Genomic DNA, 25,307 nt, shown 5'->3' with positions numbered 1-25,307 from the left:
TGTCCGCCCTGCACGGTAATCCCCTCCGACCTGGTGGGCCAGGTTTCTCGGACAGGGTGGTCCACGTGGGCGGGTGCCTCAGCGACGCTCGAGCAGCAGCGTCGTGAACGCCCCCACGTGCACCCGGTCGCCGTCGCGCAGCGGGATCACGGTGTCGAGGGGGATCGGCTCGTCGGAGTAGTTGATCGTGGTGCCGTTCGTGGAGCCCGGGTCCAGGACCGACCAGCCGTCCGCGCCGTCGGCCTCCGGGAGCGGCAGGAGGACCGCGTGGAGGTGCGAGACCCCCGGATCCAGGGGCGGGCCGGCCAGGTCGACCTGCGGCGCGGGCGTCGAGCCGTGGACGCGGCGCCGTCCCACGCGGACCTCGACACCGGCGAGGTGGACCTCCGCGCGCGGGTAGTAGTTCGGGAAGCTGACCTCGCCGATGTCCGGGCCCTCCCGGGCGAGGACCGAGTCGTAGTAGCGGCGGTCGGCCCCGACGGTCACCACCCACCCGGTCTCTCCGGGCGCCGCAGCGTCGGGCGGCTGCGGGATCGGGCCGCCCCCGGTCGCCGGGGCGGGGGGCGGCGCCGGTGCGGGGGTCGGCGCCGGCGGTGCGGGGGTCGGCGCAGCTGTGGGGGCGGCCGCCGCCGCGGGGGGCGGGGCCGACGGGGCGGGCGCGGCGCCGGAGACGACGAAGTCGTGCCCGTCCTCCTCGCAGAACCGCCCGGCACGCGGGGTGCCGCACAGCGGGCAGACCTCGCCGGCGTGCTCGGCGGGCGCCGGGACGGAAGCCGGAGCCGGGGTGGCGGCGGGCGGGGCCGGGGCGGGTGCGGCGCCCGAGCCCGGGGGAGCGCCGTTGATCGGCGCCCCGCACTCGTCGCAGAAGTCCGGGGTCTCCGACTCGTGCCCGTGGCGGCAGCGGACCGTCATGGTCGAGCACCCGGATCGGCGTGCTCCCCTGATCGCTGCGTCCCCGGGGCCGCCATCAGCCCTCCCTGACCCGCGCGGTCCGCGTCGAGCGCATGTCCAGGGTCATCTCGTCGGCCGCGGTGACCTCGCGGCGCAGGCGCACGCGTCCGGTCGCGGGGTCCTCGACCTCCACGACCTTCTCGAGCAGCGCCGAGGTCTCGGCGTTGCCCGACTCCGTCGCGAGCGCGACGGCCCGTCCCAGCCGCGCGGTGGCGGTGTCGACGTCGCCGCTGCGCCGGGCGTCGAGACCCTCCTGGATGGCCTCCGCGAGCTCCGCCTGCCCGGTGTAGTGCGCGACCCGGCGGTTGAGGCGGGTGGAGAGCGCCGAGTCGCCGGTCCAGCTGACCCGGACCCGCGTCTCGCCGAGCGGCGCGTCGGACAGCGAGGGCGCCGCGATCCCGACCCTCGCGGCGAGGATCTCCTCGCCGCTGCCGAGCGGGTCCAGGGTCACGCGGACGTGGTACTCGCGGGTCTCGTCGCCCCATGCGCCGGTCGGGTAGAGCCCGATGAGGGGCTTCGCCGGGTCGGGCGTCCGACGCCCGGTGAGGTCCTCGACGGCGGGGGAGACCTGCTTGACCGCGCGCACCGTCGCGCCGCGCGGGGTCCAGACCCGCAGCGCGACGTCCCCCGCCCCCTTGCCCATGGCCCGCCCGACGATGCCCTCGAAGTCGGCGGCGAGGTGCTCGGGCTCGGCGACGATGTCGGCGGTCCCGAGCAGGCGCGAGGCGATCCCGCGCACCTCGTCGACCACCCAGTCGGTGCCGATCCCGCGGGCGTCGCAGGTGAACGCGCCATCGCACGCGTCGAGCGCCGCCGCGAGGTCCTCGGGCGTCTCGTGCTCGTCGCGGCCGTCGGTGAGCAGGATCGCGTGCCGCAGCCGGCGCGGGTGCGGGGACAGCAGCCGCTCGGCGAGCCGGAGCCACGTGCCGATCGCGGTGCCGCCGCTGGGCGTGAGGTGGTCGATCGCCGCGTGCACCTGCCTGCGGGTGATGCGGTCGAGCACCACCATGCGCTCCGAGGTCGGGAAGACCATCCGGGCGTCGTGGCGGCCGGCGACCACCGCGACCAGCACACCGTCGGGCAGGGCGTCGATCGCGGCCTTCGTCGCTCGCCGGGCCGCGGCGATCTTCGTGGACGGGTCGCCCATGGACCCCGAGCAGTCGATGACGACGACCTCGGCCGCGTCGGTGCTCGTCGTCGCGGCGCCCAGACCCGCCGCGGTGATCGACACGATCGCGTCGACCTCGCCGCCGCCCTCGGGCAGGTACTCGTTGTGGAACGCCTCGACGGTGAACGACGGCGCGGGCGTGCTCATGCGGGGCTCCCCTGGGGGACGACGTCCACGACGACGAGCGTGGTGTTGTCCGTGCCCCCGTCGCGCATCGCCGCGTCCAGCATGGCGTCTGCCGTCGCGGGGAGCCCGTCGTCGTCGACCAGCCGGGCGAGGTCGGCGGGGTCGGGGATGTGGTTCCAGAGCCCGTCGCTGCAGATCAGCAGCACCCCGGGCCGGTCGGCGGCGTGGGCGACGACATGGGCCGGGCCGGGCGGGCCGTCGGCGGCGACCCAGCGGGTGATGGCGTGCGCGCGCCGGTCGGCGTAGGCGGCCTCGGGCTCGAGCAGGCCGACCGCGACGGCCTCGGCCGCCCAGGAGTCGTCGGTGGTGAGCACACACGACGTCTCGGGCTCGTCGGGCACCAGCCAGTAGGCCCGGCTGTCGCCGATCCACCCGACGACGAGGACGTCACCCACGACCATCGCCGAGACGTAGGTGCAGGCGGGGGAGTCCCGCCCGGGGTGGGCCAGGGCGGAGACGGCGTCGACGGCGGCGTCCGCGCAGACGTACGCCAGCTCGGTGAGGTCGACGCCGCCGGTGTCCGCGAGCCCCGGGTCGGCCGGGTCGGGATGGGCGACGGCGTCGCGGGCGGTGGCCAGCACCGTCGCGCACGCGACCGCCGACGCCGCCGCACTGCCGGGCACCGAGGCGACCCCGTCGCAGACGACGCCGACCACGAGCTCGGTGCCGTCCTCGTCGAGCGGCAGCCGGACCAGACCGAAGGCGTCCTCGTTGGCGGCGCGCACCCGGCCGACGTCGGTGATCGCCGCCGCGCCCGCGACCGCCCGCTCGGCGTGGTCGCGGTCGTCGGGGTCGTAGCCGAGCCCCTCGGCGTCGGCGTCCGGGGAGCCGGAGCGGTCGCCGAGGTCCTGCCCCGTCGTCGGTGGCCCGTCGTCGGCACCGTCCGGTCCGGGGGCAGGCGTCGCCGGGCGCCCGCAGTCGTCACAGAAACCGTCGTCGGCGATCGTGCCCTCCCCGCAGGCCGCGCACGGCCGTCCCACCGCGGCGTGCCCGGGGTCATGATCGTCGGTTCCCTGCGGGCCGCTCGCGCCGGGTCCCGCGGGCGAGGACGCGCGCGCGGTGACGGGACGGGCGCGGGTGTCCTCCCGCTCGGCGGGAGGCGGGCCCTCGGTGGCGGGCAGTGCCGCACCGCACCCCTCGCAGAACCGGTCGCCCGGCTCTCCGAGCTCCCCGCAGGTCGCGCAGACCGCGCCGTCGGTCGTCGTCTCCGGACTCATCGCGCGGTCCAGGGTCGTGCGTCGTTCGCGGCGTCGACCAGCGCGAACCGCGCGGGCGGCGCGCCGGCGAACCGGGCCCGCAGGCGGTAGCGCTCCTCGATGCCGAGACCGAGCCCGCGGTCGTCGAGCGGGCAGTCGAACAGGGTGGCCCCGGCGGCGCCGTCGGTGTCGTCGAGGCCCCGCGCGGCCTCGAGGACCTCGGTCTGCAGTTCCGCGGCGCGCACCGGGTCGAGGTCGATCGCCTCGGCCCGCGCTCCCGCCTCCATGACCGTCGAGCGTGGCAGACGTCCGTCGGAGCGCGAGTCGAGCAGGACCCGCACGGCCGCCACCCGGGCGTCCGCGGCGTGCACCGAGCTCGCGGGGACCTCGTCGAGCACCGCCACCGCGCCGGCCCGGTCGTCGGCGGCCGCCCGCAGCCGGGCGAGGGCGAACGCCGCCCCCGTCCAGGTGCGGTCGGTGCGCCAGATGTCGGCGAAGCGGTCGGCGACCAGGGGACCGGCGGGCCCGCCGTCGCGGACGGCCCGGTGCTCACCGAGGGCCGCGAGCGCGAACTCCGGGGCCAGCTCGCCCGGCAGGGCGTCGGCGACCTCGTCCACCAGCGCTGCGGCGGTGTCCGCGTCCCCGGTGGCGGCCGCGTGCCGCGCGCGCAACCACGTCCACGTCCACTCCCCGGGCAGGGCGTGCGCGGCGAGGGCCCGGCCCGCGGTGTCGGTGTCGCCCGCGTCGAGATGGGCGATGACCGCGGACAGGCGGGCCTGGTCGGTGTCGGGGGCGTCCTCGGCGGAGACGGCGGCGAGCACGGCGAGCGGGCCCTGCGCGGCGGCGGCGACCAGCTCCGGCGTCGCCGGGTCGTCCGGTTCGGGCAGCGGGGCAGGCATGGCGGCCGCGAGCTCCTCCGGGGTCGCGGGCGCGTCGACCCCGACCGCCGCCGGGGGCGCGGCGAACATCGTCGAGAGCCGCGGCGGAGGCGTGCTCTGCACCGCGGTGATCCGCCGCAGCACCCCGACCATCTGGTCGGCCATCTCGTCGATCGAGTCGAACCGGTGCGACGGGTCGCGGTGGGTGGCGCGGGTGAGCAGCCTGCGCAGCGGCCCGTGGGCGAGCGCGGGCGCGTCGTGGGGATCGGGCAGGCGCTCGCGCAGGGAGCGGTGGAAGTCGAAGGTGGCGACCAGGACGGCGAGCGTCCGGCCGACCGTGTAGACGTCGGAGGCCACCGACGGGCCCACGCCGTCCGGGGAGATCTCGGGTGCCTGGTAGCCGACGGTGCCCCAGACGTCGCCGCCCGGGTCGTCGATGCGCCGCACCGCGCCCAGGTCGATGAGCGTGACCTCGGTGCCGGTCTGCACCACGTTGTCGGGCTTGAAGTCGCAGTAGAGCAGGCCCCGCTCGTGCATATGGCTCAGCGCGGGGAGGACCTCCAGCACATAGGCCAGCGCGTGGTCGGGGGCCATCGGTGCGCGCGGGTCCCGCATCGCCTTGAGGGAGCGGCCCCCGAGGTACTCCATGACGATGTAGGTCGCGCCGTCCTCGCCCGACACCACGTTGTAGATCCGCACGATGCGCGGGTGCACGAGCTGGGCGAGGAAGTTCTGCTCCGCGTCCGCGGCGGCCAGCGCGGCGGCGTCGCCGGTGTTCAGCAGCCCCTTGAGCACCACCCAGCGGTCGCGGACCTTCCTGTCGCGCGCCAGGTACACCCAGCCCAGCCCACCGTGGGCGAGCGCACCGAGGATCTCGTACTGACCGGCGACGAGCTCTCCGGCGCCCAGCGCGGGCGTGAACGAGAACCGGGTGCCGCACTGCGGGCAGAACCCCTCGGTGCGCCCCGGTCGGTCGTCGCGTCCGCGCCCGACGGGGGCGTCGCACGTGCCGCAGTACCGGCTCGACTCCGGCACCACGGCTTCGGCCATGACGGCGTCCGCGGGGTCGGCCGCGGGCTCCGGGGCGATCTCGACCAGGCCGGCCCCGATGCGCCTCTTGCTCGACCCCGACCGGGTGCGCCCGGACGCGGTGCGCGCCGAGGCACTGCGTCCGGACGGGGTGGGCCCGGAGCCGGTGCCCCCGGCGGCGGTCGCCGGCCCGCCCGCGGCCGTCGCCGGCCCGCCCGCCGTCGGGGGCCCACCGGCTGCGGTCGCCGGCCCGGTCGCGGGCGCGCTCGCGGGCGCGCTCGCCGGTGCCCCGACGGCCTCCGGGGCCCGACCACAGGTGTCGCAGAAGCCGTCGTCCTCGATCTCCCCGTCGCAGTCGGGGCGGGTACACGCCTGGGTCACGTCCCCTCCTCCAGCGCCCGTTGGTAGGCCCGCACCGCGACGGTGGCCGCCGCGAGGTCACAGGGTGCGCTCCACAGCAGCTCCCGCGCGCGGGTGTGCAGCGCGTCGAGGGCGAGGTCCTCGGCCCGGCCGCGCGCCCCCGCCTTGGCCCGCAGTGCCCCCAGACGACCCCGCAACTCGGCCCGTCGGTCGAGCAGCCCGCCCAGCACGTCCCGGCCGGACTCGGCGTCGGCCACCGCCGCCTCGAGCCCGGACGACGCGGCCGCGAACCCGGCTGACGCCGCGTCCCAGCGGCCCGCGTGCGCGTGGGCGTGGGCCTCCCGGACTGCGGCCCGCAGCTCGGGCGCGCGCCGCTGCGGGACCGGTAGCCCGGGCACCGTGACGACCAGTCGCGCGACCTCGGCGGCCACCGCCTCGGCGGCCGACTCGCGCGTGGCGAGGTCGTCGACGCGGGCGGTGAGCGCGGCGATCCGCCCGTCGAGGTCCACGCGCAGCGAGCGCGCCTCGGCCAGGTCGTCGCGGGCGTCAGCCAGTCCTCTCCCGATCTCGGCCAGCGCGGCCGCGTCCACCGGGGCCGCCGTGCCCGCGTGCGCGATCGGGTCGGCGAGCACCGCCGCGCGCAGGCCCTCCAACCGGTCCGACCAGGCCTCGACGTCCACCCCGGCGTCGGGCAGGGCCGACGCCTCGGCCCGCAGCGCGTCCAGCGTCCGGTCGGCCGGGCCGAGCTGCGCCGCGACCGCGTCCCACACCCCGGCGACCTCGGCCGCCACGCGGGTGGCGGCGTCGAAGGCCGCCGTCATCCGCGCGAGCAGGGTGTCCGCGCTGGTCCGGGTCACCTCCGAGGTCGACCCGAGCAGTCCGCGCCGCTGCAGCGGCACCGCCTCCTCCGCGACCGTCACCGACTCGCCGTGCAGGGCCTCCTGTGCGGCCGTGAGCTCACCGGCCGACGGCTTCGCCCGGGTGCCCCGCGCCTCGCGGGCGGCGTCGACCGCCCGGCGGTAGAGCGCGAGGTCGCGGTGCAGCTCGGCGACCGTCGTCAGCGTCTCCTGGCGTCGCTGGGCCGAGACACCGGTGAACCCGCCGGGGAGCAGCAGGCCGTACCCGGGGTGGCTCTCGAGCTCGACGAGGGAGGCGGACGCCCGGGAGACCGCGTGCTCGGCGGCCACCAGCTCGGCGTCGAGGGTGGCGCGGTCGGGAGTGGTCACGGCGCTCATCCCGCGTACTGACCCGCCGGCGGGGCGGCCGGTGTGCCGCCGAACGTGCCGGCGGCGATCGACGCCCACGTCCCGTCGGCCTCGAGCCGGTCGGGCACACCGTTCACGAACCGGAGCAGATCGGCGTCGCGGAGCCGGGTGGCCCGCCCGAGGTCACGGACCTCGGCGACCCGGGCGCGCCAGGGCGGCGACCCGGACTCCGGGTCCGCGCCGGCCGGGCGCGCGGGAGCACTGGTCGTCACCGTCGCCCCCTCCGTCGTGGTGACGATCACGATAACGGGTGGGTCCGACGGTGTCCGTGGATCAGTACGGGGCGTACGCCCAGCCGAGGGGGTGCTGGAAGTAGCCGACCGGCACGATCCCGACCTGGTGGTGGGCGCTCGAGGACACCACGCGGCCGTCGCCGAGCGAGAGCGCGACGTGGCCGTCGGACGAGGTGTCGTAGAAGACCATGGCGCCCTTGGGAGCGTGCTGCCAGTCCGAGTGCTGCTGCTGGGAGTGCCAGTCCTCGATCGCGCTGGCGTAGTGGTGCTGGGTTCCGTAGGCGTTCTCGACGGCGCGCTCGCAGTAGTTCTCGTACTGCGTCGACCCGATCTTGGACTCGAAGCGGTCGACTGCCGAGTCGATCTTCTGCGCCTGGTGCTGCATGCCCGCGGCCTTGGTCAGCTCCGGCACGGTGGCGGCGGCGGACGTGGGCTCGGCGGACAGCGGCGCCATGGCCGTGCGCGCCGACGAGCCGCTCGCCGGGCTCGCGCCCGCGGTGAGGTGCAGGTCGGCGGTCACCGTCGAGGCCGACGGGAGGTCGGGCAGCGAGCCCTGGGCGGCCTGGCCCCCGACGAGGGCGGCTCCGACCGCACCGGCGGCCAGGCTCAGCACGGTCGTCACGGGGTTCGCGGCCAGCACGTTGACGCCTCGGGGGACCGAGGGACCGGCAGGGCGCAGCGCAGCAGCGGTCATGGTGCGGGGTCACCTTCTTCTCCGGCGGCCCGGTCGAGGGAGCTGGGGAGCGTGACCGGGTCGTGATCCGACTGGCGCACATTAGCAACCATTTGCGCGGGGCCCTCCGGCGACCCGCCCCGTTTTCCTCGGCGGATCTCCACGTTTGACCCCTTCTTTGCCTCCCGCTCGACCCGCCGTGACGCCGGCGACCAGTGCAGACGTCCCGGCCCACCCGGGTGCCGAGGAGGCCGCGAATGGCTGGTTAGCGTGGGGCGCGATTCGTGGGGGACGATTCGCGGACGGAGAGGACCCAGCGGTGTCGGCACATCTGAGTTGGCTCGAGGCGGCCGTGATCGGCGCGCTTCAGGGCGTCGCCGAATTGTTCCCGGTGTCCAGTCTGGGACATTCCATCCTGTTGCCCGCGGTGATCGGCGGGTCCTGGGCACGGGACCTCGACGTGTCCGCGCCGGACTCGCCGTACCTCGCGTTCATCGTCGGTCTGCACGTCGCCACCGCCATCGCGATGATCATCTACTTCTGGCGGGACTGGATCCGGATCCTGCGCGGGCTGGTCACCAGCGTCCGCGAGCGGCGGGTCGAGACCGCGGACCAGCGCCTCGCGTGGCTCCTGGTGGTCGCGACGATCCCGGTCGGGCTCGCCGGGCTGGTCCTGGACCACCTCTTCCGCACCCTGCTGGCCAAGCCGGTGCCGACCGCGGTGTTCCTCGTCGTCAACGGGGTGCTGCTCATCGCGGTGGAGGAGCTGACCCGTCGGCGGGCGGCGGGCGGGGCGCACACCGGGCCAGGGGGCGCGGCTGCCGCACTCGAGGCGCCCACGGTGCGCCTCGACGCCCGGCCCGACGCGCCGACCCAGGTGATCCGGGGCGGGTCCGGCGGCGTCGGGGTGGCGACGGCGCCGACCGCCGAGGAGGAGTCGGACGCCCGGGTCGCGAAGCTCCCGCTGCTCACCGCCGTGCTCATCGGCGCCACGCAGATCCTCGCGCTGCTGCCCGGGATCAGCCGCTCCGGCGCCACGATCGGTTCCGGGCTGCTCGCCAAGCTCTCCCACGAGGACGCCGCCCGGTTCGCGTTCCTCCTCGCGACGCCGGTCATCCTCGCGGCCGGGGTGCTCAAGCTCGGCGACCTGGTCGGCCCGGCCGGCGACGGGATCCGCGGCCAGGTGCTCCTCGGCAGCGTGCTCTCCGGCGTCGGCGCCTACGTGTCGGTGCGCTACCTCACCCGCTACTTCGAGCACCGCTCGATGCGCCCGTTCGGCGTCTACTGCATCGCCGCCGGGGCGGCTTGCCTGGCCTGGTTCTCGCTCTCCTGAGTGCCAGAAAAGTCTCGTTGCAGACGTTGAGCGTCCGAAAACGTCCTTTCACGGAGCGCGGCCCGTCCCTCTTGATCAACGACGCTTTCCGGACGTCCAGTGTCTGCAACGAGACTTTTCTGACGCGGCCGGAGGCACCTAGTGCCAGCCGTACGACCCGCGGAGCTCGTTCGCGACGAGGTCGAACCGGTCGCGCGGCATGATCGCGCCCTCGCGGCGGATACCGTGCTCGGGCACCTCCAGCACGCGGTCCAGTCGGACGTAGGAGTCGCGGCCCTCGCGGTCCCAGGGGCCGGAGCCGATCGGCACCCAGTTCCGGTCGTCGGCCCGGTGGCCCTGCGACGAGAGCATCAGCCCGAGCAGTTCGCCTGCCTCGCCGGCGCGCGCGACGACGAGCACCGGCCGGTCCTTGCCCTGCGAGGCGTCCTCCTCGAAGGGCACCCAGGTCCACACGATCTCGCCCGGGTCGGCGGCGCCGTCCATGTCGGGGGCGTAGGCGACCTCGCGGGCACGCTCGGACGACGGCACCGTCCGCACACCGCCGCGCTGCTCCTGGCCGGGCCGCGGGGGAGTCGGGCCCGCGGACTTCCTGCGCCCGCCGTCCTTGTCGCTCGACGAGCTCAGCAGGTCCAGCCCGACCCGCACCGCTCGATTCACCAGGTCCGCGAAATTCGCCACGGGCCCAGCATGCCGTGCCGGGGGGCGCCGTCCGCCGCGGCCCCGGGCGGGCGACGCCGTCGTGGGGCGGGTGCCGACGTGAAGAGGTCCGCACCGGCCCGGACACCGCCACGGGCCCGGCGCGGGCGGACCGCGTCTGGCAGGGTCGCCCGGTGGCCGTGCTCCTGGTGGTCGTCGGCGCCATGCTGGTCGCGGTCCTGCTCGCCGGGGCGGGTGACCGGCTGCGGCTGCCCTGGCCGGTCCTGCTGCTCCTCCTCGGCGCGGCCGCGGCGTTCGTGCCCGGCATCGAGGCGCCGGACATCGAGCCGGAGCTGATCCTCCCGCTGTTCCTGCCGCCGCTGCTCTACGCGACCGCGCAGCGCACGTCCTGGGCGCTCTTCCGGCTGCGCTGGCGCACCATCGCGTTCCTCGCGATCGGGCTGGTGGTCGCCACCGTCGCGGCCGTGGCCGGGACCCTGGTCGCGCTCACCGGGGTCGGTGTCGCCGCGGCGCTCGCGCTCAGCGCGGCCGTCGCGCCCCCCGACCCCGTCGCGGTGGAGGCGGTGGCCGGGCCGCTCCGGGTGCCGCGCCGGCTCGTGGCGACGCTGCAGAGCGAGGGCCTGTTCAACGACGCCACGGCGCTGGTGATCTTCCAGACCGCCGTCCTGGCGGCGAGTGCGGGCGGCGACCTCGGGGGAGTCGAGCTCGCGCTCCGCTTCGTCTACGGCGCCGCGATGGCCGTGGCGATCGGCCTGGTCGCGTCATGGCTCGCGCGCCGGGCGCTCGACCGGCTCACCGACGTCGTCGCCAGCAACGGCCTGACGCTCGTGCTGCCGTTCGCGGTCTACCTCGCCGCGGACGCCCTGGGCGCCTCCGGCGTGATCGCGGTCGTCGTCGCGGCCCTGCAGCTGCGCCAGCACTCCGACGCCGACGCGTCCGAGGCGCGGCTCACCGGCTCCGCGTTCTGGAACGTCGTGGAGATGCTGGTGACCGGGGTGGCCTTCGCGCTGATCGGGCTGGAGCTGCGCGCCGTGCTCGCCCAGGCCGACCGTTCGCTCGGCACGATCCTCGCCCACGCCGGGATCGTCTGCGGCGTCGTGATCGGGGTGCGGCTGGTGTGGATGATGCTCGCCCTGGTCAGCATCCGCAGCGGCCCGCCGACCCCCGCCGAGCGGGCCGTGCCCTCGACGCCGGGTGAGGCACTGGTGCTCGCCTGGGCCGGGATGCGGGGGCTGGCCACCCTCGCGCTCGCCCTCGCCCTGCCGACGACCCTGGACACCGGGGCACCGTTCCCCGACCGGGCCGAGCTGGTGATCATCGCCTGCTCCGTGCTCGTCGTGACGCTGGTCGGTCCTGGTCTGACGCTGCCGGTGCTGGTCCGGGCCCTCGGGCTCCGCGAGGACGCCGACGTGGCGGGGGAGGCCGAACGTCAGATGGCGGCGCGGGCCCGGCGCGCCGCCCTCGACGAGCTGGCCACGGTGGACCGCGAGGCCCTCGGCGTCGACGACGAGCAGGGCGAGCAGGTGCTCGACGAGCTGCGCACCCGGTTCGCCCGGGTCGGCGCGGCCCTGTCCGGCGACGACGTGCCGCGACCGGACGATCCCGACGGCGACCGCGACGACGACTACCGCGAGCGGCTCGCCCGCCTGAAGCACCGCCGCGAGCAGTGGACGCGCCTCCAGGCCGTGGCACTCGCCGCCGCGCGGCGCGAGGTCGTGGCCGCCCGCTCCGAACCGGGCATCGACCCCGAGGTGGCCGACCGGGTCCTCCGTCGCCTCGACGTCCGCAGCCTCGCCCGCGGGGTCTGACCGCGGTGACGGTGCACGTTTCCCGGACGGTCGGTGTCCGTGGCGTGACACGGCGTGCGAGTCGGTTCACCCGTTCACGGTCGGAAGATCACCCGAGCGCTGGCGAACCGTAGGACTGGCGCGCGCGGAGAAGGGGGACTACACCGTCCCCGGACGGGTGATGCGAGGAGAGTGATGGGCAACCACGGAGGTGGACGGGCGGCCGGCCCGGACACCGGTGCCCGACCCACCGGCCCCGCCACCGGCGCGCACCATGCCGTCCGCGCCGGACGGGGGAGGTCGCGCCTGCCGGTGCTGCTGGCCGTGCTGGGCGCCCTGGTCGTCCTGGTGGTCGGCGTCGTCGCCGGCCGGATGACCGCGCCCGGCCCGACCGAGATCACGGTCGCCGCCCCCGCGGCCAGCGCGAGCCCGGTGTCCGGCGCCCCGGCGGTGTCGCACCCGACGATGTTCGGCGAGGTCGTGCGCGTGGACTCCGGGGACGAGATCGTGGTGCGGGTCGACGGACAGGAGCAGACGGTCTCCGTCCTCGGGATCACGGCCCCCCGCCTGACGGGGCCCGAGCGAACGACCGCGGAGTGCGGCGCCAAGGCGGCCCTGACCTTCGCCGACGAGCGCCTCTCCGGCCAGACCGTCACGCTCGTCCCGGACCCGACGGTGCCCGAGGCCGACGGGCAGGGCAGACGGCTGGCCTACGTCGTCCTCCCCACCCAGCTCAACTACACCGACGCGGCGCTGCAGGCGGGCGTCGTCATGGCCGACACGAGCCGCAAGCTCTGGTACGCGTCGGTCTTCGCCCGGGAGCAGTCCGAGGCCGCCGACGCCGACCGGGGAGTGTGGGGCGCTCCGTGCAACGCGACACCCGGCAGTCCGCTGCCCGCCGGGACCTGAGCGGCTCGGCCTGTCCCTGGACGACGTCGCGCGGCGCAGCCCGGGTCAGCGGCCTCCGCCGAGGACCCCGTCGACGAGCCCGCCGACTCCCTTGAGGACGCCACCCACTGGACCCTCCGGCCGGGGGCGCTTCGTCGGTGTGTCGTCCGACCCGTCGTCCTCGTCCGGGGTGGTCGTGCTGGTCGGCCGGGAGTGCGTGGACGTCGACTTGGTGGTGTGCGACGGCGTCGTCGTCCCGCGGGCCGGGGCGGCGGCCTTGCGGGCCGGGGCCTCCTCGGTCCGTGGCGCGTGCGTCGCGACCGGCGCCGCGTCGGCGTCCTCCGACGGTTCCGGGCTGTTCGACGGCGGCGCGGCCGGCGCCGGGGGAAGGGCAAGGGCGTTCGGGTCCGGCACGCCGACGGTGGCCCCACCGGGCACGATCGCCGCGGGGCGGGCGGAGTCGGCGGTGATCTCGGCGACCGGACCGGTCCCGGCGAGCGCGACGGTGCCCGCGAGGACCGCGCTCGCGGCCAACCCGGCGATCACGAGGATGCCCCGCGTGCCGGTCGCGCGTGGGGTGCCGCGGGCACCTCGCGAGGAGAGGCGGGCGCGCGTCGAGGCCCACCGGGCCGCCGAGCCCCGGGGGGTCACGGCGGGACCGGAGGTGAGGGCCAGGCCCCCGAGCATCGACGGGCCCGCGGACACCGAGGGCCCCACGATCACCGACGGCATCGTCGCCGGCTCCGCCTGGACCAGCGCTCGGCGCAGTGCCACCGACGCGCCCGCGGCGTCGGGGCGGCGGTCGGCGTCGCCCGCGGTCATCGCGGCGAGCAGGCGGGCGAGGTCGGTCGGCAGGCCGTCGGGGACCGTCGGGTCCCGGTCGAGCCGCGCCTGTGCCGAGGACAGCGGATCGCCCGGGAACGCGCGCCGCCCGGTGAGCGCCTCGATGAGCACCAGGCCGAGGGCGTAGACGTCCGCCCGGGAGCCGGAGCGCTCACCGCGGACCTGCTCCGGGGCCAGGTAGGGCGCGGTGCCGACGGTGAGGCCGGTGTCGGTGATCCGTGGGGCATCCGCGACGAAGGCGACGCCGAAGTCGGCGAGGTGCGCGCGCCCGTCGTCGTCGTAGAGGACGTTGCCCGGGGCGACCGCGCGGTGGAGCACGCCGGCGCGGTGGACGTGGTCGAGCGCCCCGGCGACGGTGCCTCCGGTGCGGAGCGCATCGGCGAGCGCCAGCCCCTCGGGCGCCTCGCCGTGCTCGGCCAGGCGCGAGGCGAGCGAACCGCCGTCCAGCAGCGCCATCACGACGAACGCGCGGCCGTCGTGCTCCTCGACGTCGTAGACCGGCACGAGCCCGGGGTGGTCCATCCTCGCGAGGAGGCGCAGTTCGCGGCCGGCGCGCGGGTCGGCCTCGACGCGGAACGTCTTCACCGCCGCGTCGCGCCCCAGGAGGGTGTCGTGCGCACGGAACACCGAGGATCCGACCCCGCGACCGATGACCGGACCGACCTCGTACCGCTCGGCGAGGCGTTCCGGCAGCATCGGGATGCCTACCGTAGTCATCCCGGGTCAACCTCCAGCCCTAGCGCCTGGGCATCGTCGCAGGGGATTCCCCCGTCCGGCGCATTCACACGCGGAGTTCGCTCGAAGATGTGATTCGGATCGCCGCCCTGCTCGGCTCAGGTGAACCAGCCTCTGAATCGTTGACAGAACTTGCAGCCGCGAGTAGAACTTTCGGACGGGCCGCCCGACGATGGGTCGCGTGCGGTCTGCAACACCTGAAGCAGTCCCGGGTCTCCCGGGAACGACCGCAAGGACGCGACGGAGCCGTGGGCGCCGAGGGCCTCGATGACGAGGACATACCCGCCCTGACCACTGGTCAGGCAGCGGATGTCATCGGGGTTCAACCGGCCTTCCTCCGCAGTCTGGACGCGGGCCGGATGCTGCGCCCGCTGAGATCGGCGGGTGGACATCGGCGCTGGACGCGCCGTCAGCTGGCCCTCGCCACCAGAGTGCGTGCGCTCTTCGACGAGGGGCTGACCCTCACCGCAGCCTGGAAGGTCGTCTCCCTCGAGGACCGGGTGGACGAGGTCGCGCGCGAGCGGGACCTCGCCCGGGCCGAACTCGAGCGCACCCGTCGTGAACTGGACGGGGCGCGCCGCGAGGCGGCCGAGGCAGTGAAGACCCGGCCCGAGTCGATCGCTCGGACCGGTTCGCCCGACCGTGCCCACCGCGCGTCCGGGCTCCACCGTGCGACCGGGAGCCTCCCGGCCACCGCATGGTCGTCGACCACCCCTGCGACCCCCACGGACGTCACTCACCCATGAAGCTCATCGACCCTTCCCGCACCCACCGCCCGGCCGTCGGGCGCCGGCCCATGCCGCCGTCGCTCGCCCGGATCCCGCTCGTCGACCTGTGCACCTGCAAGCACCCGCGTGAGTCGCACGAGCACTACACCTCGGCCCAGGACTGCGCGCAGTGCGACTGTCGCTCCTTCGCCCGCTGGGAGCCCGCCACCATCTGACGGCGAGGCTCGACCGCTCCGGCCCCCGTGCGCCCTGCGCCCGGGGGTCGTCGCACGTCCGGGGCCGGAACCCGTGACGCTCCCAGCCGCCGACGGCGGCCCGACGGCGGCCCGACGGCGGCCCGACGGCGGCGCGCCTACCCTCGTCATCGTGACCACGGTGGACGAACCGGCACGGACCGGTCGAAAGCGGACGTCCATCGCTCCCGCGGTCGGGCCCCGGGCCCTCGTCGTCGGTGCCGGGATCGCCGGTCTGGCGGCGGCGACGTCGCTGCACCGGGCCGGGTGGCGGGTCCTGGTGTGCGAGCGCGCCCCGGCCCGACGCACGGGCGGGTACTTCGTCCGCCTGGCCGCCGAGGGCGTCGAGGCGGCCACGCGCCTCGGCGTCGAGGAGTCGCTGCGGACCAGGCTCCCGGTCGACGGCCTGATCACCGGGGTCGACGGTCGCGGGCGGACGACGTCGCGGGTCGAGGCCGCGCTCGTCGAGGACGGGGTCAGCCTGGCCCTGGTCCGCGGCGACCTCGAGGCCGCGCTGTGGGAGGGCCTGCCCCGCGAGGTCGAGGTGCGCTTCGGGACGAGGCCGCGCGCCGTGTCACCCGCCCACGGGGCGGTGACCCTGGAGCACGACGGCGTCGAGAGCACCGAGCGGTGGGACCTCGTCGTCGGGGCCGACGGCGTGCGCTCCACGGTGCGGGATCTCGTCTTCGGGCCGGAGGGGGAGTTCCGGCACGACTTCGACCACGTCGTGGTGTCCGCGGTCCTCCCGCGGCTGCCCGGCGAGCTCGTGGAGGGCGACTACGTGGTCATGGTCGAGCCGGGCCGCAGCGCCCACCTGATGGCGATGGCCGGCCACGACCCGGTCGTGTTCTTCACCTATCGCACCGACCTGCCGCAGGCGCACGGCACCGCGCCCACCACCCGGCCCGTGGAGGCGCTGCGCGCGGTCTACGGCGGCTTCGACGGGCTCATGCCCGAGGTCCTCGACCTCGTCGCCCGCGCGGGCGCGACGCACGCCGACACGGTGGGCCAGATCCATCTCGAGAGCTGGAGCCGCGGTCGCGTGGTGCTGCTCGGCGACTCGGCGTGGTGCCCGACGCTGTACTCCGGTCACGGGTCCGCGCTCGCCCTGGCCGGCGGCGAGAGCCTCGGGAGCCATCTCCGGGTCACCGGCGACACCGCCCCGGACGTGCCCTCCGCGCTCGCCGCGTGGGAGGCCGAGCGGCGGCCCGCGACCGACGTGGCACGGACCGCCGCCCGCCGGGCCCGGCACTTCTTCCTGCCGGGGAACCGCGTGGTCACCGCCCTGCGCCAGGCCGCGCTGCGGGTCGCCTCGCAGCCGTGGGCAGCGGGCCTGCTGCGCACCGCGGGCCGTCGGTCCACGCGTACCGGTCGGCCGGAACGGGTTCCTCGGGAGGACGTTCACCGGACGGTCACCGCATCGTCCGGGCCGGGACGACGCATCGCTCCGTAAACTGGCACTCGATCGGGGATACAGGGCACCGACTACGCTGGGCCATCTGAACGCTGCGGGCAGACACCGAGCGTCGTCCACCGGACGTCGTCGTGTGGTCGCCCGCGCACGGGTCGGCTCGACGTCGCGGCGCCCCGCCGTCCGGTCGACCGCGCTGCTGCTCCGAAAGGACGAGTCCCGCCACCCATGAGGCCCGATCCCGAGTCCCCCCGCTCCCGGCGCTCGCTGCTGTCCCGGATCGCCGATCCGTTCGGCATCGCCCGGGCCGCCGTGGATGCGCTCGACCCCTCGCGGTACCGCGGGCGTCGTGTGTGGCGTGGTGACGGGCGGCTGCACCTCGGGGTCCCCGCCACGGCCCGGCAGTCGGGAGCCGAGCTGCTCCGGGCGATCGAGAAGGCGCTCACGGCCCACCCGGCGGTCGACTGGGCCTCGGTGAACGCCACCCTCGGCGTCGTCGTGGTCGCGTTCGCCGACGGCGAGGGCGACGGCGGGTTCGACGTGGACCCGGCGACCGGGCGCACCGACCCGGACGAGATCACCGACGACCTGATCGACCTCGTGGAGCTCCTCGAGGAGCAGGAGGAGCTCGACGAGGCCGGGATCCGCCACCCGGCGGGCGGTCACTCGAGCACGGCGGTCTCCCGGTCCCTGACCGCGTTCGCGGCCGACCTGGCGGGGCTCGGCTTCGCCGGCGTCGGCTCCGTGCTGCGCCGGACGCCGCTGCCGGTGGAGTACGCCTCCGCGGCGTCCTTCATCGACCACCAGCCGCGGCTGCGCGCGGCGGTCGAGCGCGCGATGGGGCGGCAGCGCGCCGACGTGCTGCTCGCGCTCACCAACGCCGCGGGCCAGGGCCTCGGGCAGGGCGCGACGGGACTCCTCGTCGATGCCGCCTACCGCGCGATGCAGGTGGCGGAGGCCCGGGCCGCCGACGACGCGTTCGCCCGCGCCGAGCCGCGGCTGATGGGCAGCCCCGACCAGGTGACCGCGGACGCCGAGGACGCGCTCACCCTCGACGCGCGCCCGGTGCCCTTCCCCGACGGTCCGATCGAGCGCCACGGCGACCAGGTCGGGGCGGCGGCCGTCGCCGGATTCGGCGCGACGATGGCCCTGGGCGGGCCGCGCCGCGCGATCGGCGTCGCACTCTCGACCCTGCCCAAGGCCGGGCGCATGGGCCGCGAGGGCTTCGCGACCACCTTCGGCCGCGTGGTCTCCAAGCGCGGCGCGGTCATCGTCGAGCCGACCGTCCTGCGCCGCATGGACCGCATCGACACCGTCGTCCTCGACGCGTCCGCCCTGACCACCGGCGCGCTGATGCTGGGCGACCTGGTCCTGGTCGACGGTGGCCCGGGGAGGGACTGGCGCGGCCTCACCGCCCCCGACGGTTCCCCGGTCGGCGTCGAGTCGCTCACGCCGCTGGTCCACGAGCTGTTCGACCCGTCCGACGCCTCGCAGCGGGCGGAGCACCACACGGGCTGGGCGCTCGCCCCGCTGACCGAGGGCCGCGAGGACGAGCCCGGGGTCGCCGCCGCCGTCGACGCCCTGCGCACCGAGGGCGCGACCGTCGTGCTCGCGCTCTCGTTCTCCGACGACCTGGTGGCCGTGGTCGGCGCGCTGCCCGAGCCCGCCGCGGCCGCCGAGGCGCTCGGTGCCGCCGCGCGCCGCGCCGGGCTCACCCTCGTCGTCGGGACCGACGAGACGACGGCCGTGCCCGCCCCGCGCCGCCCGGAGACGGTCGTCGAGGGCGCGCCCGACGAGGACGGCACCGGCAGCGGTGACGACGCCGGCGAGCCCGTCTCGCTGCCCGGAGCGGACACGTCGGTGCCCGCCACCCGCCGCACCGTGGACCGGGAGGTCCCCGGGGGCGAGGGGCTGGCGGCGGCCGTGCGCATGCTGCAGAGCGAGGGCGCGGGCGTGCTCGTCGTCTCGCGGGACCGCCGCGCGCTCGCGGCCGCCGACCTCGGCGTCGGCGTCGCCCGCGCCGACGGCACCGCCGCCTGGGGTGCACATGTGCTCATCGGCGACGACCTCACGACGGCGGCGCTGCTCATCGAGGGCGTGAAGGTCGCGAAGGCCACCTCCGGCCGGGCGGTCGCGCTCGCCCGGGCGGGCACGGTCCTCGGCGCCGCGATGGCGACCGCGGGCACCGCGCCCCGCGGGCCCTCGCTGGCCGGTCTCGCCGTCAACGGCGCCGCGGGCGTGGCCCTCGGTGCCGGCGCCTGGTCGGCCTCGGAGCTGGGTCGCAAGACCCTCGTGCCCGGGGTCTCGCGCACCCCGTGGCACGTCATGCCCGCCGAGACCGTCCTGATCCGGCTCGACACCACCGAGCGCGGCCTGTCCGCCGCCGAGGTCCTCCGGCGTCGCCACGAGGACCCGGCCGGGGACGACGAGGAGGCCCCCTCGCTGGGCCGGGCCTTCCTCGACGAGCTGAACAACCCGCTGACCCCGGTGCTCGCCGGCGGCGCCGTGCTGTCCGCGGCGATCGGCGCCGTGGTCGACGCGGCCATCGTCGTCGGGGTCACCGCCGCGTCCGCGCTGATCGGCGGGGTGCAGCGCGTGGTGACCGACCGCGCCGTGGCCGGACTGCTGGAGCGCTCGTCGACCCGGGCCCGCGTGCTGCGCGACGGAGTACCGACGACGGTGACCGCGGACGACGTCGTCGTCGGCGACGTCGTCGAGCTCGGCCCGGACGACGTGGTGCCCGCCGACTGCCGCGTGCTGCGCGCCGACGCCCTGGAGGTCGACGAGTCCTCGCTGACCGGCGAGTCGCTGCCGGTGGGGAAGAACCCGTCGCCGGTGATCGCCCGGTCGGTGGCCGACCGCCGCTCGATGCTCTACGAGGGCACCACCGTCGCGACCGGCCGCGGCCGCGCCGTCGTCGTGGCCACCGGCTCGTCCACCGAGGTCGGGCGCTCCACCGCCGCCGCGCGGGCGAACGCCCCGGTCGCCGGGGTCGACCAGCGCCTCTCGGGCATCACCCAGGTGACCACGCCGCTGGCGCTGGCGTCGGCGGGCGCCGTCGTCGGCGCGGGCGCGATCCGCGGGCTGCCGATGCAGCAGAACCTGCACGCCGGCGTGAGCCTGGCGGTCGCCTCGGTGCCCGAGGGGCTGCCGTTCATCGTCTCGGCGGCCCAGCTCGCGTCCGCGCGGCGCCTGTCGGTCGAGGGCGCCCTGGTGCGCAACCCGAAGACCATCGAGGCCGTCGGCCGCGTCGACGTGCTCTGCTTCGACAAGACCGGCACCCTCACCGAGGGCAAGCTCGCCCTCTCGGCGATCTCCGACGGCGTCAAGCTGCGCCCGACCGACCGGCTCCGCAAGCGCCAGCGACGCGTCCTCGCCGCCGCGCTGCGCGCCACCCCGCGGCCCAAGGCGGGGGAGCGCCTCGCGCACCTGACCGACCGCGCCGTCGTCTTCGGGGCCCAGTCCTTCGACGTCGACCCCGAGCACAAGCGCCCCGGCTGGTGGCCGCTCGCCTCACTCGACTTCGACCCCAGCCGCGGCTACCACGCGACGCTGGGCGAGGCCCGGACCGAGGAGGGCCGCGAGCGGGTCCACTCGATCAAGGGTGCGCCGGAGGTCGTCATCGCCCGGTGCACCGACTGGGCCGGCACCCCGCTCGACGACGAGGCCCGGCAGCGCCTCGTCGAGCACACCGAGCTGCTCGCCGGTCAGGGCATGCGCGTGCTCGCGGTCGCGGAACGCTCCGAGCCCTGGCCCAGCCACGGGAACCGGGACGGCGGCGACGAGGACGAGCCGCTCGAGGTGACCGACGACGACGTCGCCGACCTGCACTTCGTCGGCTTCGTGGGCTTCACCGACCCGGTGCGCGCCGGGTCGCAGGCCACGGTGCGCGACCTGCGCGACGCGGGCGTGCAGGTCGTCATGATCACCGGTGACCACCCGAGCACCGCCGAGGCGGTCGCGGACGAGCTCGACGTCCTCGGCGACGACGGCACCGTCCTCACCGGCCAGGAGATGGACGAGCTCGACGACGACGCCCTCGACGCCGTGCTGCCGACCGTCCGCGTCGTCGCCCGCGGCACCCCGGCGCACAAGGTCCGCGCGGTCCAGGCGTTCCAGCGACTCGGTCGCACCGTCGCGATGACCGGGGACGGCGCCAACGACGCGCCCGCGATCCGGCTCGCCGACGTGGGCATCGCGCTGGGTCGCCGCGGCACCCCGGCCGCCCGCGCCGCCGCCGACCTCGTCGTCACCGACGACCGGCTGGAGACGATCCTCGCCGCGCTCGTCGAGGGCCGGGCGATGTGGGCGTCGGTCCGCGAGGCGCTGGGTGTGCTCGTCGGCGGGAACCTCGGCGAGATCGGGTTCACCGTGCTGGGGGCCTCGACGACGGGGACCTCGCCGCTGACGGCCCGCCAGCTGCTGCTGGTCAACCTGCTCACCGACCTCGCGCCGTCGCTGGCGCTGGCGGTCCGGGCCCCGGCGGCCTCGGACGCCCGGTCGCTGCTCGCCGAGGGACCCGAGGCCTCGCTGGGCGACGCGCTCAACCGGGAGATCGGCCTGCGGGCGGTCGCCACGGCCGGGGGCGCGACCCTCGCGTGGGCGCAGGCGCAGGCCACGCCGTACGGCAGCCCGGCCCGGGCCCGCACGGTGGCGCTCGCCGCGCTCGTCGGGACCCAGCTGGGGCAGACGGTCGTCGCCGGCGGGCACCGCAGCCCGATGGTGATCGGGGCGAGCGCCGTCAGCGCTGGTGCGCTGTTCGCGGTGGTGCAGACCCCCGGCGTGAGCCAGTTCTTCGGCTGCACGCCGCTCGGCCCGATCGCGTGGGGCCAGGCGGCGGGCTCGGCGGTCGTGGCGACGGCGGGCTCGGTCATCGGGCCGGAACTGCTGCGCCGCTACGGCGACGTCCTCGCCCCCGAGGGTTCGGCGGCGGCGGCGCTGCTCGAACGGCTCGGCGAGGTCCGGGACGAGACCGCCCAGCGCTACCTCGACCTCCAGGAGAAGGTGACCGCCGCACTCACCGGGTGAGTGGCGATGGCCACAGGGGCGTGTTTGTGCAGGTCGGGGGCGGGGAACACTGTCCGTGAACCCGTCGGCCGCGCACCGCGCCGACTCGACACGGATGCAGAATCCGAGACCAGGGAGTAGTGGACACCGCCATGGCCGACCGTGACGTGAAGCCGACCGACGACGGCTGGCAGGTCCTGAAGAAGGGCGCCCAGCGCGCCAGCGCCAAGGCGCCGACGCAGGCCGAGGCCGTCGCGCGCGCCACCGAGATCGTCGCCAAGGACGGCGGCGGCAAGGTGGTCGTGTACGGCACCGACGGCAAGGTCCGCGAGACGCAGACCGTGAAGTCGGGCGCCCCCTCGACCGAGCCCGCCAAGAACGCCGCCAAGGCCACCGCCGCGGGCGCCCGCGCCACCGGCCAGGCCGCCGCGGGCAAGGCCAAGGCGACGGCCGACACCGTCGCCTCCGACGCCAAGGCGACCGGCGAGAAGATCACCGAGCGCGCCCAGACCTCCGGCGACAAGGCGGTGGCGCAGGCCGAGGCCGGAGCGTCCGGGGTGGCGAGCGAGGTGAAGGCCGCGCGCAACGGCAAGGCGCCCAAGCCCGCCATCAAGGACGCGGCGACGATCGCGCGGACCACGGGCTCCCAGGTCGCCGAGACCACGGGGCGCGCCGGCGAGCGCATCGCGAAGGACACCGCGGGCGCGGGCAAGCGCGCCGGTCAGACGGTCGGGGCGGCCGCCGACGAGGCAGGCGCCACGGCCGTCTCGGGCGCGGAGCGGGCCGACAAGGTCAGCTCCGGGGTCGACAGCGAGCTGAACACGGTCGGCGACGACGTGGCCGGCAAGATCAGCAGCGTGACGGAGGCGCAGGCCCGCAAGGTCGACGCCGTCGTGGAGGAGACCTCCCGGCAGGTCCAGCACACGGCACCGTCCTACAACCCGGTGCGCATCGCGGGTCAGGTCGCGGGCTTCGCGGTCCGCACCACGTTCAGCGTGACCGGCGCGGTGGTCTCCACCAGCGGACACCTGCTCGCCGAGGCGGCGCGGAAGGTCACCGGCCGCCGCTGAGGCCGCCGCTCCGCACTCGACGACCTCGCGCACGACGAAGGGCCCGGCTCCTGGGATCAGGAACCGGGCCCTTCGTCTGTCGGTCAGGCGTTGACGGAGATCGAACCTCCGGCCTGGCGGTCGCGCCGCATGTCGCGGCGGTCCTCCTCCGAGGTGCCGCCCCAGACGCCGGCCTCCTGGCCGGTGTCGAGCGCCCAGCGCAAGCACGCCGAGCTGATCGGGCAGGTGCCGCAGATGTACTTCGCTGCGGTCGCCTGCTCCGCCCCGGGGCCCTCGGTGCCGATGGGGAAGAAGAGTTCGGGGTCGTGGTCGCGGCAAGCCGCGAGCTCCCAGTCCATGGGTCCTGCAGTCCTTTCCTCGCTCGTGTGTGTCCTGGTCGGGCGCCCGGTGGCCGGTGCGCCCGTGGCGTGCGTGGTCGTGCGTGGTCGTGCGTGGTGGTGCGCCGTTCTGGTGGGCGCGCACGTTCGCGCGCCCGGCGTGCGTGACGCCGTGACGGGTCGGTCGTCGTGGGTACTGCCTGGTCAGGACGCCGACGGCAGGGCTCGACGAGGGCGATGAGCCCTCCAGGCCTGGCCGTCGTGCGGTCCTCTCCGGCTCCCCGCCGGGATGGTTGCCCACCCTCGCGAAGGACTCCGGTGCCGGACAGCGCTCCGAGGCGTGGTCCGGCTCAGAAGAATATCCGGACAACGCTCAGAACAAACGAGTGTGATCGCCTTTGGCGTTCGAGTGAACAGTGATTCCTGTCACAGATCGATGTCGCCGAGGGTGAACGCCTCGGTCCACCACGGTACGTGCGCCCGGCCGGTCAGCGGGGCACACTGACCGGTGACGCCCATGACATCGACGGGGGAGCGGGGGTGCCCATGAAGGCGATCGTGCTGGCACTGCGTGACATCGTCGTCGGAGCGATCTGCGCGGGCGCCCTCGTGGCGTTCGTCCTGCACTACCCGATCATCGGACTGGTGCTCGGCGTCATCGGGCTCTGGCAGGTCGCCCGCATCATGCGCGGGCGGAAGAGCATCATCGGGATCGACCAGCGCTGGGCGGACCAGGAGGGGAAGCCGAACGTGCGCGGGTGACGCGCGCGGCCCGGGCCCGGCCGTCAGGATGGACCGGTGCGCTGCGCCGTCATCGGGTCGACCGGTTATCTCGGGACCCGCCTCGTTCCCCGTCTGCTGGCTCGGGGGGACGAGGTCACCGTCCTCGTCCGCTCGCCCGACAAGCTCGCGCGCAGCGCCTGGGCGGACCGGGTCGACGTCGTCCCGGGGGAGCTCGGCGGGGAGCCGGCGGCGCTCGCGCGGCTCGTGGCGGGCGCCGACGTCGTCATCCACCTCGCGCACGCGCTCGGGCGCTCGGACTTCCCGGAGCTCGACCGCGCCGCCGCCCGGGCCGTGGCGGACGCCGCCACCGAGGCGGGCGTCGGCCGGCTGGTCTACCTCGGCGGCCTGCGCCCGGCGGGCGAGGACGTCTCGCGGCACCTGGCCTCGCGTGCGGAGGTGGCGGACATCTTCCTGGCGTCGCCGGTCCCGACCGCGGCGCTCGAGGCGTCCATCGTGGTGGGCTCCGGCTCCGCGAGCTTCGAGATGATCCGCTATCTCGCCGAGCGGGTGCCGGTCCTGCCCGCCATCGGATGGCTCTACCACCGCACCCAGCCGATCGCGGTGGACGACGTCCTGCACTACCTGACGGCGGCCACGACCCTGCCCGCCGAGGTGGACCGGGCGTTCGACGTCGGTGGGCCCGACGTGCTCACCTACCTCGACCTGGTGCAGCGCTACGCGCGGATCGCCGGTCTGCCGCAGCGGATCGCGGTGCCGCTCCCGGTGCCCGTCCCGCCCGGGGGGCCGACGGTGGCCGCGGCGGCCCTGGAGCTGCTCTCGCCGCTGCCGCGCACCCTGGTGGAACCCCTGGTGGAGTCGCTGCGCCACGAGCTGGTGTGCGGCGACTCCTTCGCCGCGGCGACCGCGCTGATGGGCCCGCCGCCCGACGGGCCCACGACCTACGACGCCGCGGTGCGCGCCGCGCTGGGCCGGCGCCGGGACGGGTCGGACCCGGAGGACCGGGACCCGGCGCCGTCACGCGCGTCCCCGCTCGACGACGGGACGACCACCTCGCCCGACGCGGCGGAGACGTCGTGGGCCGACGCGGTCGCGCGCCCGGCGGCCCTCGCGCTGGCCACCGACCCGGCCGGGTCCGGCGGGGCGACCTGGCGGTGGACGACGCAGGCCGACTCCCGGTCGTCGGCGCGCGCGGTCTGGAGCGTGCTGCAGCGTCTCGGGGGCGACACCGGCTGGTACACGCCACCGGGCGTGTTCACCGCGCTCGGGTGGGCGGACCAGCTGCTCGGCGGCGTCGGGGCCTACCGCGGGCGCCCGCACGGGCGGGACCTCGTCGTCGGGGACGTGGTCGACGCCTGGCGGGTGGAGGCGCTGGAGCCGGGGCGGACGCTGCGCCTGCGCGCGGATCTGCGGGTGCCCGGGCGGCTGTGGCTGGGCTTCACGGTGGTGCCCCAGGGCCAGGGCTCGCGGCTGGAGATCGAGGTGGGGTTCCGGCCCTCCGGGCTCGGGGGCGTCGCCTACGGCACGGCGCTGCGACTGGGTGCGCCGCTGGTGTTCCCCTCGATGGCGCGCGGGATCGTCGGTGCCTCCGGGTAGGTGGCCTCCGGCCTTGTGAGCA

20 protein-coding genes are annotated in these 25,307 nt (G+C 76.0%); 10 read left to right on the top strand and 10 right to left on the bottom strand.

Features of this window, described 5'->3' with window-relative positions; all coding sequences use genetic code 11:
- Nucleotides 1-78 precede the first annotated feature (78 nt).
- The 7 genes from VGI02_RS02495 to VGI02_RS02465 form a co-directional block, all read right to left on the bottom strand.
- The gene (locus tag VGI02_RS02495; protein WP_331625664.1) at nt 79-912 is read right to left on the bottom strand and encodes an FHA domain-containing protein; all 834 of its coding nucleotides are present in this window, start codon (nt 910-912) and stop codon (nt 79-81) included.
- Nucleotides 913-967: 55 nt separating this feature from the next.
- Nucleotides 968-2,266 carry a vWA domain-containing protein gene (locus tag VGI02_RS02490; RefSeq protein ID WP_331625662.1) on the bottom strand — a complete coding sequence of 433 codons (1,299 nt, stop codon included), beginning with the start codon at nt 2,264-2,266 and terminating at the stop codon, nt 968-970.
- Nucleotides 2,263-3,522, bottom strand: coding sequence for a protein phosphatase 2C domain-containing protein (locus VGI02_RS02485; RefSeq protein WP_331625661.1), 1,260 nt, complete (start codon nt 3,520-3,522; stop codon nt 2,263-2,265). Before VGI02_RS02485 ends, VGI02_RS02490 begins: the two co-directional genes overlap by 4 nt.
- Nucleotides 3,519-5,789 (bottom strand): tetratricopeptide repeat protein, encoded by a 2,271-nt coding sequence (locus tag VGI02_RS02480; RefSeq protein ID WP_331625659.1) that lies wholly within the window; start codon nt 5,787-5,789, stop codon nt 3,519-3,521. The genes VGI02_RS02485 and VGI02_RS02480 overlap by 4 nt, the downstream gene beginning before the upstream one ends.
- A complete protein-coding gene (locus VGI02_RS02475; protein ID WP_331625658.1) occupies nt 5,786-6,994 on the bottom strand; it encodes a hypothetical protein in 1,209 nt (402 codons plus the stop codon). The genes VGI02_RS02480 and VGI02_RS02475 overlap by 4 nt, the downstream gene beginning before the upstream one ends.
- A gap of 5 nt (nt 6,995-6,999) precedes the next feature.
- A complete protein-coding gene (locus VGI02_RS02470; RefSeq protein WP_331625657.1) occupies nt 7,000-7,245 on the bottom strand; it encodes a hypothetical protein in 246 nt (81 codons plus the stop codon).
- A 61-nt stretch (nt 7,246-7,306) separates the two neighbouring features.
- Nucleotides 7,307-7,960: a C40 family peptidase gene (locus tag VGI02_RS02465; protein WP_331625656.1), complete on the bottom strand. Its 654-nt coding sequence runs from the start codon at nt 7,958-7,960 to the stop codon at nt 7,307-7,309.
- Nucleotides 7,961-8,258: 298 nt separating this feature from the next.
- On the opposite strand from VGI02_RS02465, the gene VGI02_RS02460 reads away from it, so the two are divergent.
- Nucleotides 8,259-9,272: an undecaprenyl-diphosphate phosphatase gene (locus VGI02_RS02460; protein WP_331625655.1), complete on the top strand. Its 1,014-nt coding sequence runs from the start codon at nt 8,259-8,261 to the stop codon at nt 9,270-9,272.
- A gap of 138 nt (nt 9,273-9,410) precedes the next feature.
- On the opposite strand, the gene VGI02_RS02455 is transcribed toward VGI02_RS02460, so the two are convergent.
- Nucleotides 9,411-9,950 carry a type II toxin-antitoxin system PemK/MazF family toxin gene (locus tag VGI02_RS02455; protein ID WP_331625654.1) on the bottom strand — a complete coding sequence of 180 codons (540 nt, stop codon included), beginning with the start codon at nt 9,948-9,950 and terminating at the stop codon, nt 9,411-9,413.
- A gap of 152 nt (nt 9,951-10,102) precedes the next feature.
- Here VGI02_RS02455 and VGI02_RS02450 point away from each other — a divergent pair, with 152 nt between their 5' ends.
- The gene (locus tag VGI02_RS02450; protein ID WP_331625653.1) at nt 10,103-11,737 is read left to right on the top strand and encodes a Na+/H+ antiporter; all 1,635 of its coding nucleotides are present in this window, start codon (nt 10,103-10,105) and stop codon (nt 11,735-11,737) included.
- A gap of 174 nt (nt 11,738-11,911) precedes the next feature.
- Nucleotides 11,912-12,625: a thermonuclease family protein gene (locus VGI02_RS02445; RefSeq protein ID WP_331625652.1), complete on the top strand. Its 714-nt coding sequence runs from the start codon at nt 11,912-11,914 to the stop codon at nt 12,623-12,625.
- Nucleotides 12,626-12,670: 45 nt separating this feature from the next.
- Here VGI02_RS02445 and VGI02_RS02440 read toward each other — a convergent pair whose 3' ends face one another.
- The gene (locus VGI02_RS02440) at nt 12,671-14,164 is read right to left on the bottom strand and encodes a serine/threonine-protein kinase (protein WP_331625651.1); all 1,494 of its coding nucleotides are present in this window, start codon (nt 14,162-14,164) and stop codon (nt 12,671-12,673) included.
- A gap of 266 nt (nt 14,165-14,430) precedes the next feature.
- Between VGI02_RS02440 and VGI02_RS02435 the strand changes: the two genes are divergently transcribed.
- From VGI02_RS02435 to VGI02_RS02415, 5 genes are all read left to right on the top strand, one after another.
- Nucleotides 14,431-14,928, top strand: a complete 498-nt coding sequence (locus VGI02_RS02435; RefSeq protein ID WP_331625650.1) for a MerR family transcriptional regulator — start codon at nt 14,431-14,433, stop codon at nt 14,926-14,928.
- Nucleotides 14,925-15,125 carry a hypothetical protein gene (locus VGI02_RS02430; RefSeq protein ID WP_331625649.1) on the top strand — a complete coding sequence of 67 codons (201 nt, stop codon included), beginning with the start codon at nt 14,925-14,927 and terminating at the stop codon, nt 15,123-15,125. The genes VGI02_RS02435 and VGI02_RS02430 overlap by 4 nt, the downstream gene beginning before the upstream one ends.
- A gap of 151 nt (nt 15,126-15,276) precedes the next feature.
- Entirely contained in the window at nt 15,277-16,596 is a 1,320-nt protein-coding gene (locus VGI02_RS02425; RefSeq protein ID WP_331625648.1) for an FAD-dependent monooxygenase, read from the top strand.
- A gap of 186 nt (nt 16,597-16,782) precedes the next feature.
- Nucleotides 16,783-21,582: a cation-translocating P-type ATPase gene (locus tag VGI02_RS02420; protein ID WP_331625647.1), complete on the top strand. Its 4,800-nt coding sequence runs from the start codon at nt 16,783-16,785 to the stop codon at nt 21,580-21,582.
- A 131-nt stretch (nt 21,583-21,713) separates the two neighbouring features.
- Complete coding sequence (locus VGI02_RS02415; protein ID WP_331625646.1) at nt 21,714-22,631, top strand: DUF2188 domain-containing protein; 918 nt, start codon at nt 21,714-21,716, stop codon at nt 22,629-22,631.
- 83 nt (nt 22,632-22,714) lie between these two features.
- Here the strand turns inward: VGI02_RS02415 and VGI02_RS02410 are convergent, their stop codons facing one another.
- The gene (locus tag VGI02_RS02410; protein ID WP_331625645.1) at nt 22,715-22,969 is read right to left on the bottom strand and encodes a WhiB family transcriptional regulator; all 255 of its coding nucleotides are present in this window, start codon (nt 22,967-22,969) and stop codon (nt 22,715-22,717) included.
- Between the two features lie 525 nt (nt 22,970-23,494).
- Between VGI02_RS02410 and VGI02_RS02405 the strand changes: the two genes are divergently transcribed.
- Nucleotides 23,495-23,710 (top strand): hypothetical protein, encoded by a 216-nt coding sequence (locus VGI02_RS02405; RefSeq protein ID WP_331625644.1) that lies wholly within the window; start codon nt 23,495-23,497, stop codon nt 23,708-23,710.
- A 36-nt stretch (nt 23,711-23,746) separates the two neighbouring features.
- Nucleotides 23,747-25,285 carry a DUF2867 domain-containing protein gene (locus VGI02_RS02400; RefSeq protein ID WP_331625642.1) on the top strand — a complete coding sequence of 513 codons (1,539 nt, stop codon included), beginning with the start codon at nt 23,747-23,749 and terminating at the stop codon, nt 25,283-25,285.
- Nucleotides 25,286-25,307 lie beyond the last annotated feature (22 nt).

Source organism: Actinomycetospora sp., assembly GCF_036497245.1.
Classification (GTDB): domain Bacteria; phylum Actinomycetota; class Actinomycetes; order Mycobacteriales; family Pseudonocardiaceae; genus Actinomycetospora.
The sequence above is the reverse complement of the archived record's forward strand: the minus strand, read 5'-3'. Positions and strand labels throughout refer to the sequence as shown.

Coding starts and splice junctions, on each gene's coding strand:
- VGI02_RS02495 (WP_331625664.1), bottom strand. CDS start 912: ATGACGGTCCGCTGCCGCCACGGGCACGAGTCGGAGACCCCGGACTTC.
- VGI02_RS02490 (WP_331625662.1), bottom strand. CDS start 2,266: ATGAGCACGCCCGCGCCGTCGTTCACCGTCGAGGCGTTCCACAACGAG.
- VGI02_RS02485 (WP_331625661.1), bottom strand. CDS start 3,522: ATGAGTCCGGAGACGACGACCGACGGCGCGGTCTGCGCGACCTGCGGG.
- VGI02_RS02465 (WP_331625656.1), bottom strand. CDS start 7,960: ATGACCGCTGCTGCGCTGCGCCCTGCCGGTCCCTCGGTCCCCCGAGGC.
- VGI02_RS02445 (WP_331625652.1), top strand. CDS start 11,912: ATGGGCAACCACGGAGGTGGACGGGCGGCCGGCCCGGACACCGGTGCC.
- VGI02_RS02440 (WP_331625651.1), bottom strand. CDS start 14,164: ATGACTACGGTAGGCATCCCGATGCTGCCGGAACGCCTCGCCGAGCGG.
- VGI02_RS02430 (WP_331625649.1), top strand. CDS start 14,925: ATGAAGCTCATCGACCCTTCCCGCACCCACCGCCCGGCCGTCGGGCGC.
- VGI02_RS02420 (WP_331625647.1), top strand. CDS start 16,783: ATGAGGCCCGATCCCGAGTCCCCCCGCTCCCGGCGCTCGCTGCTGTCC.
- VGI02_RS02415 (WP_331625646.1), top strand. CDS start 21,714: ATGGCCGACCGTGACGTGAAGCCGACCGACGACGGCTGGCAGGTCCTG.
- VGI02_RS02410 (WP_331625645.1), bottom strand. CDS start 22,969: ATGGACTGGGAGCTCGCGGCTTGCCGCGACCACGACCCCGAACTCTTC.
- VGI02_RS02405 (WP_331625644.1), top strand. CDS start 23,495: ATGAAGGCGATCGTGCTGGCACTGCGTGACATCGTCGTCGGAGCGATC.